Origin of the sequence: Pseudomonas sp. HMWF021, assembly GCF_003061005.1 — a bacterium.
Classification (GTDB): Bacteria; Pseudomonadota; Gammaproteobacteria; order Pseudomonadales; family Pseudomonadaceae; genus Aquipseudomonas.
In genome coordinates this window covers 8130-16208 of the sequence record NZ_QAIK01000101.1, presented here as the reverse complement: position 1 = coordinate 16208, position 8079 = coordinate 8130, and the positions used below count along the sequence as shown (strand labels likewise).

General features: G+C 62.1%; 10 protein-coding genes. 2 read left to right on the top strand and 8 right to left on the bottom strand.

Features of this window, described 5'->3' with window-relative positions:
• Positions 1-510 (top strand): flagellar hook-length control protein FliK (locus DBR18_RS29165; protein ID WP_256588698.1); only part of this gene is annotated, 510 nt, incomplete at its 5' end.
• On the top strand, positions 507-836 hold the full coding sequence (locus DBR18_RS13400; protein WP_047292576.1) for an EscU/YscU/HrcU family type III secretion system export apparatus switch protein: 330 nt from the start codon (positions 507-509) through the stop codon (positions 834-836). The genes DBR18_RS29165 and DBR18_RS13400, both read left to right, overlap by 4 nt.
• A gap of 103 nt (positions 837-939) precedes the next feature.
• Here the strand turns inward: DBR18_RS13400 and DBR18_RS13395 are convergent, their stop codons facing one another.
• The 8 genes from DBR18_RS13395 to DBR18_RS29160 form a co-directional block, all read right to left on the bottom strand.
• Positions 940-1332: a DUF2802 domain-containing protein gene (locus DBR18_RS13395; protein ID WP_007961680.1), complete on the bottom strand. Its 393-nt coding sequence runs from the start codon at positions 1330-1332 to the stop codon at positions 940-942.
• Positions 1333-1818: a chemotaxis protein CheW gene (locus tag DBR18_RS13390; protein WP_003222936.1), complete on the bottom strand. Its 486-nt coding sequence runs from the start codon at positions 1816-1818 to the stop codon at positions 1333-1335.
• A 91-nt stretch (positions 1819-1909) separates the two neighbouring features.
• Positions 1910-2857 carry a CheW domain-containing protein gene (locus DBR18_RS13385; RefSeq protein ID WP_108590664.1) on the bottom strand — a complete coding sequence of 316 codons (948 nt, stop codon included), beginning with the start codon at positions 2855-2857 and terminating at the stop codon, positions 1910-1912.
• A gap of 116 nt (positions 2858-2973) precedes the next feature.
• Positions 2974-3762: a ParA family protein gene (locus DBR18_RS13380; RefSeq protein ID WP_102355234.1), complete on the bottom strand. Its 789-nt coding sequence runs from the start codon at positions 3760-3762 to the stop codon at positions 2974-2976.
• A gap of 43 nt (positions 3763-3805) precedes the next feature.
• Positions 3806-4696, bottom strand: coding sequence for a flagellar motor protein MotD (gene motD, locus DBR18_RS13375; protein ID WP_003222931.1), 891 nt, complete (start codon positions 4694-4696; stop codon positions 3806-3808).
• 12 nt (positions 4697-4708) lie between these two features.
• Complete coding sequence (locus DBR18_RS13370) at positions 4709-5449, bottom strand: flagellar motor protein (RefSeq protein WP_003222929.1); 741 nt, start codon at positions 5447-5449, stop codon at positions 4709-4711.
• Entirely contained in the window at positions 5449-6585 is a 1137-nt protein-coding gene (locus DBR18_RS13365) for a chemotaxis response regulator protein-glutamate methylesterase (protein WP_108590663.1), read from the bottom strand. The genes DBR18_RS13370 and DBR18_RS13365 overlap by 1 nt, the downstream gene beginning before the upstream one ends.
• Positions 6586-6634: 49 nt before the next feature.
• Positions 6635-8079, bottom strand: a 1445-nt coding sequence (locus tag DBR18_RS29160; protein ID WP_256588697.1) for a chemotaxis protein CheA, incomplete at its 5' end; no start/stop codon positions are given.

The window sequence follows — 8079 nt, the reverse complement described above, 5'->3', positions numbered from 1 at the left end:
GATCTGGAGCATCTGCTGCGCCTCGCGGCGGCGGCCGTGTCGCGCCTGCAAAGCCATCAACTGTCGAGCCTGGAGCAGACCGGGGTCACCGACGACGGCCGTTTGCTCAGCACCTGGCAGCTGGAAATTCCCATGCGCAACCTGCAGGACATCATCCCGTTGCAGGTTAAATTTCAGCGCGAAGAAGCGCCGGAAAGAGAACCGCAACCCAACGAACGCCGTGACGAGCGCGAACCCAGACAGCAACTGTGGCGCGTCGATCTGGCGTTCGATATGGAGCCGCTGGGGCCGATGCAGATTCAGGCGCAGTTGATTGCCGGCAGCCTGTCGAGCCAGCTCTGGGCCGAACGCCCGTACACCGCCGACCTGATCGAAACCAACCTGTTCGCGCTGCGCCAGCGCCTGCTTGATCGCGGGCTGAACGTCGGCGATCTCGACTGCCACCTCGGCACCCCGCCGCAAGGCAACCAAACCCGCCTCGAACACCGCTGGGTCGACGAAACCGCATGAACGATTCCACTGCTCCACGCCAGGCCATCGCCCTCAAGTACGACGGCAACCACGCCCCGACCCTCACCGCCAAGGGTGACGAGGAACTGGCCGAAGAAATCCTGCGCATCGCCCGCGACTGTGAAGTACCGATCTATGAGAACGCCGAGCTGGTGCGGCTGTTGGCGCGGATGGAACTGGGCGACAGCATCCCCGAGGAGCTGTACCGCACAATCGCCGAGATCATCGCGTTTGCGTGGAACCTGAAGGGGAAATTCCCCGAGGGGCACGACCCGGATGCGCCGATGGTCGAGAAGGACATCACCGCACGCGGGGATGATTATTAAGCCTTGAAAGCAAAAGATCGCAGCCTGCGGCAGCTCCTACAGGGAAACGCGTTCCATGTAGGAGCTGCCGAAGGCTGCGATCTTTTGATCTTCAGCTACAGCTTCAGCTTCTGTGCAGCTTGCGCATCAACTCCGCCTCAGCCTGGGTCAAGCCGCAGGACTGAGTCAGCTCATCGACGCTCGCGCCCATCCCCACCAGTTTCGCCGCCTGGGCGAATGACAGGCTCGACGGATCGCGCTGTTCCAGCGCGACAATCTTGTCCGGCAACGGACCGACTACCGAGCGCAGTTCGTGCAGGGCTTCGCCCATTCGCACGTTGCCGTTCTGATAGTCGTCGACACGCTTGGCCAGGTCCTTGATGCGCTGATCACGCAGCGCATCGCCCTGGGCCTGTTGCGCAGCGATTACGCGCTGCGCCTTGATGTACGCCAGAAACATTGCCAGCGTGCCTGCCCAGAAGAGGAACAGGACAATGACCGCAACCTCGAGAATCAATCAGATGCTCTCCAGTTCCGACCATTCTTCTTCGCTCATCATCTTGTCCAGCTCGACCAGGATCAGCAGCTCGTTGTTCTTGTTGCACACGCCCTGGATGAACTTGGCCGACTCTTCGTTGCCGACGTTCGGCGCGGTCTCGATTTCCGACTGACGCAGGTAAACCACTTCCGCCACGCTGTCGACCATGATCCCGACCACTTGCTTGTCGGCTTCGATGATGACGATACGGGTGTTGTCGCTGATCTCGCCGCTGTTCAGGCCGAAGCGCTGACGGGTGTCGATCACGGTGACCACGTTACCGCGCAGGTTGATGATGCCCAGCACGTAGCTTGGCGCGCCCGGCACCGGAGCGATCTCGGTGTAGCGCAGCACTTCCTGAACGCGCATCACGTTGATGCCGTAGGTTTCGTTGTCCAGCTTGAAGGTCACCCATTGCAGGATCGGATCTTCAGAACCTTTTGCATTCGTCGCCTGACTACTCATACCCTGACCCCTCGAAAAAACCGCACTGGGCGGTGTGTGTTCTGTGTGGAGGCATTTGAACAATGCCTTCGCCTGACTGTTATGTCGGCTGCTATGTCGATTTATGTAGCGGCTTGTGGCCGCCCATGTGCTTTGCCCCGCCGCTGGCGATCAACTCGGCCAGCGCGGCTACATCAAGTAATGCACACATGTGCTCAATCACCGTGCCGGCGAGCCATGGCCGCTGGCCCCGGTGACTTCTCCATTTGATTTCATTCGGGTCCAGACGCAACGAACGGCTGACCTGATGCACCGCCAGCCCCCATTCGTAACCTTGTACCGAAATAACGTACTGCAGGCCCTGACGGAAGTCATCGCGATAGCGATCCGGCATGACCCAACGAGCCGTGTCCAACACTTTCAGATTGCCGGCCTGGCTCGGCAGAATCCCGAGGAACCATTCCGGCTGACCGAACAGCGGCGTCAACTCGTGGCCGGCCAGTGAATAGATCGAACCCAGGCACACCAGCGGCACCGCCAGGGTCAACCCGGCGACATCGAACAACAGGCATTCGAAGGCTTCGGCAGCCCAGGCCGGACGGCCATCGGTGTCCACCGGTGGCGGCGTGTTGCTTGGCGGCAGGTGCACTTCTACAACCGGCGGCACCAGCGTCTGCTCGACGGGCGCGGGCGCAACCGGAGCAGGTTCGACCACCACCGGTTCCGGCACGGTTTTCAGCAATTGGGTTTGCAGCAGCGGTGCGAGTGTCGACACCGGCGCGCGTGGCGGCTCGGCTTCTTCGATCAACGTCGCAGGGGCCTTGGCCACCGATGCAGCGGCAGGCGCGGCAACCGGGGCGGCAGGCTTGGCGGTTTTCTGCGCATCACGCGCCTGTTCTTCAAGCACCGCGGCCTGGAACTCATCCAGCGCTGCTGCACTTTCGACCACCTCGACCGGCGCCTCGACCGGCAACTCGTCAGGAATTTCCTGCAGCAAGCCATCCAGATAAGACTGCAGCGCCAACTGCGGCTTCGACGTCAACTTCACCGGCCGATTCATACGCAGTCCCCTGTAGGAGCTGCCGCAGGCTGCGATCTTTTGATCTTTTCAGGAGCGCCACAAAGCAAGATCAAAAGATCGCAGCCTGCGGCAGCTCCTACAGAGGTCAACGTCATTCAAGCCACCTGCGGAACAAGTTGTTGCGCCAGCAGATGCTTGAGCAGCGCGCGGTAGGCCAGTACGCCACGGCTCTTGCCGTCGAATTGCGAAGGCGTGACCCCGGCCCGGCTGGCGTCGCGCAGACGGGTATCGACCGGGATGTAACCCTGCCAGATCTCTTCCGGAAACTTGTCGCGCAGTACGCGCAGAGTGCCCAGCGATGCCTGGGTGCGGCGGTCGAACAGGGTCGGCACGATGCTGAACGGCAGCGCCTGTTTGCGCGAACGGTTGATCATCGCCAGGGTGTTGACCATACGTTCCAGGCCTTTCACGGCCAGGTGCTCGGTCTGCACCGGGATCACCAGTTGCTGGCTGGCGGCCAGGGCGTTGACCATCAGCACACCGAGCAACGGCGGGCTGTCGATCACAGCGTAATCGAAGTCCTGCCACAACTGCGCCAGACTCTTGGCGATCACCAGACCCAGACCACTCTGCCCCGGCGACTGACGCTCAAGGGTCGCCAGTGCGGTACTGGACGGCAACAGGGAAATGCGTTCGTCGCTGGTCGACAGCAACAGCTGCCCGGGCAAGCCTTGTGGCACCGTGCCCTTGTGCAGAAACAGGTCGTAGTTGCTGTGTTCCAGGCTGTCGGGGTCGTAGCCGAAATAGCTGGTCATCGAGCCGTGCGGGTCGAGATCGACCACAACCACGCGCTTGCCCGCCTCCGCCAGCAACCCGGCTAAAGCGATGGAAGATGTGGTTTTACCGACACCACCCTTTTGATTGGCGACTGCCCAGACTCTCATTCGGTTCGTTCCTCCCGGTCGAGATGCTCGACCGAGACATAGCTCAGCGTATTAATGCGGGCGACGGAGAATTGACGGCACTCTCGCGTCCCGGCGTCTTGACCGGGGTCGGTGCAGTTTGTGTGCCAGCACGCTTCAATGCCGCGTCCGGTTGTGCATTGGCGGTTCCGGTGCCGGTCAGACTGCGGCGCACATCGAGATTGCGCGACACCACCAGCACCACGCGACGGTTTTTCGCCCGGCCTTCGGCAGTGGCGTTGTTGGCCACCGGTTGAAACTCGCCATACCCCACGGACGCCAGACGGCCAGGGTTCACGCCCTGCATCGCCAGCATCCGTACGATGCTTGCCGAGCGCGCCGAGGACAGCTCCCAGTTGGTCGGGTATTGCGCGGTGCGGATCGGCTGATCGTCGGTGAAGCCTTCGACGTGGATCGGGTTGTCGAACGGTTTGAGGATCGCCGCGACCTTGTCGATGATGTTGAACGCGATGTCACTGGGCATCGCATCGCCACTGCCGAACAACAGGCTGGAGTTGAGTTCGATCTCGACCCACAGTTCGTTGCCGCGCACGGTCATCTGGTTGGAAGCGATCAGGTCGCCGAACGCGGCACTGATGTCATCGGCGATGCTTTTCAGCGGATCGCTGGCACCGGCAATGCCGGCGTCAACCTGTTCGCTGTCCTTGACCAGCGGCTTGGCCGGGGTCACGGTTTTCGGTCGTTCCTCGCCAATCGGGATCGGCTTGAGCGAGCGATCGGAGTCAGTGAAAACCCCGATCAGCGCTTCGGAAATGACCTTGTACTTGCCTTCGTTGATCGACGAGATGGAATACATCACCACGAAGAAAGCGAACAACAACGTGATGAAGTCAGCGTACGACACGAGCCAGCGCTCGTGATTGACGTGTTCTTCCTGATGTCTGCGACGAGCCATGAGGTTATTCCCTTAATCCATGAAGCCTTGCAGCTTCAACTCGATGGAGCGTGGGTTTTCACCTTCGGCGATCGACAGAATACCTTCCAGCAACATTTCGCGATAACGCGACTGTCGCAACGCGATTGACTTGAGCTTGGCCGCCACCGGCAGCAACACCAGGTTGGCACTGGCGACACCGTAGATGGTCGCGACGAACGCCACGGCAATGCCGCTGCCCAGTTGCGTCGGATCAGCGAGGTTGCCCATCACGTGGATCAGGCCCATCACCGCACCGATGATGCCGATGGTCGGCGCGTAGCCGCCCATGCTTTCGAAGACTTTGGCCGCTTCGATGTCGCGGGCTTCCTGGGTGTAGAAATCCACTTCGAGGATGCTGCGGATCGCTTCCGGCTCGGCGCCATCGACCAGCAGTTGCAGGCCCTTGCGCGAGTAGTTGTCCGGTTCGGCATCGGCCACGCCTTCCAGACCCAGCAGGCCTTCCTTGCGCGCAGTGAGGCTCCAGTTGACCACGCGGTCGATGCCGCCGGCCAGATCCACCCGTGGCGGAAACAGGATCCAGGCGAGGATCTGCATGGCGCGCTTGAAGGCGCTCATCGGCGATTGCAGCAGCGCTGCGCCGATGGTGCCACCGAGCACGATCAGCGCGGCCGGGCCGTTGGCGAGCGCACCGAGGTGGCCGCCTTCAAGGTAGTTGCCGCCGATGATGGCGACGAACGCCATGATGATCCCGATAAGGCTTAGAACATCCATCAGATACACGCCTCGACGATGTGCTTGCCGATGTCGTCCAGGCTGTACACCGCGTCGGCGAGGTCAGCTTTGACGATGGCCATCGGCATGCCGTAGATCACGCAACTGGCTTCGTCCTGCGCCCACACCGAGCTGCCGCCCTGCTTGAGCAGACGCGCGCCTTCGCGGCCGTCGGCGCCCATGCCGGTCAACACCACCGCCAGAACTTTGTCACCGTAGGACTTGGCCGCAGAACCGAAGGTGATGTCCACGCACGGCTTGTAATTCAGACGCTCATCGCCCGGGAGGATTTTCACTGCGCCACGGCCGTCGATCATCATCTGCTTGCCACCCGGCGCCAGCAGCGCCAGGCCCGGACGCAGGATGTCGCCATCCTCGGCTTCCTTGACGCTGATGCGGCAGAGCTTGTCCAGACGCTCGGCAAACGCCTTGGTGAACGCCGCCGGCATGTGCTGAATCAGTACGATCGGTGCCGGGAAGTTCGCCGGCAACTGGGTCAGCACCCGTTGCAGGGCCACCGGGCCGCCGGTCGAGGTGCCGATGGCGACCAGTTTGTAGGCTTTGCGTTTCGGTGCCGGCGACGAAGCGCTGGCGGCCGGCGCGCGAGCTGGTGCAGGAGCCGGGGCCGGACGCGTTGGAGCAGCAGCGCTGTGGCTGCTGAAACTCGACGCCGCCGGGGCTGGCGCAGGCGTCGGTGCAGCGGCCGGAGCCGGCGCACTGTAGGCACTGAAACGACGATTGCTGCGCGAGATGCTGTGCACCTTCTCGCACAGCAGTTGCTTGACCTTCTCCGGGTTACGGGAGATGTCTTCGAAATTCTTCGGCAGGAAATCCACCGCGCCGGCGTCCAGCGCATCCAGTGTCACCCGGGCGCCTTCGTGGGTCAGCGAGGAGAACATCAACACCGGGGTCGGGCAGCGCTGCATGATGTGCCGCACCGCCGTGATGCCATCCATCATCGGCATCTCGTAGTCCATGGTGATCACGTCCGGCTTGAGGGCCAGGGCCTGATCGATCGCCTCTTTACCGTTGGTGGCCGTGCCGACCACCTGGATGCTCGGATCCGCTGAAAGAATTTCCGAGACGCGGCGGCGGAAAAAACCCGAATCGTCCACCACCAGGACTTTGACTGCCATAAACACTCCATTAGGCGCAGCGGGACGTTGTCGCCCCGCCGCCCCGGATTCAAATACGCCGTGCGGCGTAACGCTTGAGCATGCTTGGAACATCGAGGATCAGCGCGATGCGGCCGTCACCAGTGATGGTGGCGCCGGACATGCCCGGAGTGCCCTGCAGCATTTTGCCCAATGGCTTGATGACCACTTCTTCCTGGCCGACCAGTTGATCGACGACGAAGCCGATCCGCTGGGTGCCCACCGAAAGGATCACCACATGGCCTTCGCGCTGCTCTTCGTGAGCGGCGGAACTGACCAGCCAGCGCTTGAGGTAGAACAATGGCAGCGCCTTGTCCCGCACGATCACCACTTCCTGACCGTCCACGACGTTGGTGGTCGACAGGTCGAGGTGGAAGATTTCGTTGACATTGACCAACGGGAACGCGAACGCCTGATTGCCGAGCATCACCATCAGGGTCGGCATGATCGCAAGCGTCAGCGGTACCTTGATGACGATTTTCGAGCCCTGGCCCTTGGTCGAGTAGATGTTGATCGAACCGTTGAGCTGGGAAATCTTGGTCTTCACCACGTCCATGCCGACACCGCGGCCGGACACGTCGGAGATCTCGGTCTTGGTCGAGAAGCCCGGGGCGAAGATCAGGTTGTAGCACTCGGTATCGCTCAGGCGATCGGCCGCGTCCTTGTCCATCACACCGCGTTTTACCGCGATCGAACGCAGCACGTTCGGGTCCATGCCCTTGCCGTCGTCGGAGATCGACAACAGGATGTGGTCGCCTTCCTGCTCGGCCGCCAGTACCACGCGACCGCCACGAGCCTTGCCCGAAGCTTCGCGTTCTTCCGGCGACTCGATACCGTGGTCAACGGCGTTGCGCACCAAGTGGACCAGCGGGTCGGCCAGGGCCTCGACGAGGTTTTTGTCGAGGTCGGTTTCTTCACCCACCAGTTCCAGGTTGATCTCTTTCTTGAGCTGACGCGCCAGGTCGCGAACCAGACGCGGGAAGCGCCCGAAGACCTTCTTGATCGGCTGCATCCGGGTCTTCATCACCGCGGTCTGCAAGTCAGCCGTGACCACGTCGAGGTTCGACACGGCCTTGGACATGGCTTCGTCGCCGCTGTTGAGACCCAGGCGCACCAGACGGTTACGCACCAGTACCAGCTCGCCGACCATGTTCATGATTTCGTCGAGACGCGCGGTGTCGACCCGCACGGTGGTCTCGGCTTCGCTCGCCGGTTTTTCCGGTGGCGGCGCAGCGGCCGCGCGGGCCGGGGCCGGTGCAGCAGCGGTGGCCGGTTTTGGCGTTTCGGCTTTCGGCTCAGGCTTGGGTGCAGCCTTCGGCGCAGCGGCTGGAGCTGCCGCAGCCTTGGCGGCCGGCGCAGCCACGGTCGAAGCGCTGCCAGCCGTCGCGGCGTTGACGTCGGTGAACTTGCCTTTGCCGTGCAGCTCGTCGAGCAACGATTCGAATTCGTGATCGCTGATCAGATCGCTGCCGGCAG

Excerpts from the sequence above, each read along its gene's own strand:
- DBR18_RS13365 (WP_108590663.1), bottom strand. The coding sequence starts at position 6,585 with ATGGCAGTCAAAGTCCTGGTGGTGGACGATTCGGGTTTTTTCCGCCGC.
- DBR18_RS13370 (WP_003222929.1), bottom strand. The coding sequence starts at position 5,449 with ATGGATGTTCTAAGCCTTATCGGGATCATCATGGCGTTCGTCGCCATC.
- motD (WP_003222931.1), bottom strand. The coding sequence starts at position 4,696 with ATGGCTCGTCGCAGACATCAGGAAGAACACGTCAATCACGAGCGCTGG.
- DBR18_RS13390 (WP_003222936.1), bottom strand. The coding sequence starts at position 1,818 with ATGAGTAGTCAGGCGACGAATGCAAAAGGTTCTGAAGATCCGATCCTG.
- DBR18_RS13385 (WP_108590664.1), bottom strand. The coding sequence starts at position 2,857 with ATGAATCGGCCGGTGAAGTTGACGTCGAAGCCGCAGTTGGCGCTGCAG.
- DBR18_RS13380 (WP_102355234.1), bottom strand. The coding sequence starts at position 3,762 with ATGAGAGTCTGGGCAGTCGCCAATCAAAAGGGTGGTGTCGGTAAAACC.
- DBR18_RS13400 (WP_047292576.1), top strand. The coding sequence starts at position 507 with ATGAACGATTCCACTGCTCCACGCCAGGCCATCGCCCTCAAGTACGAC.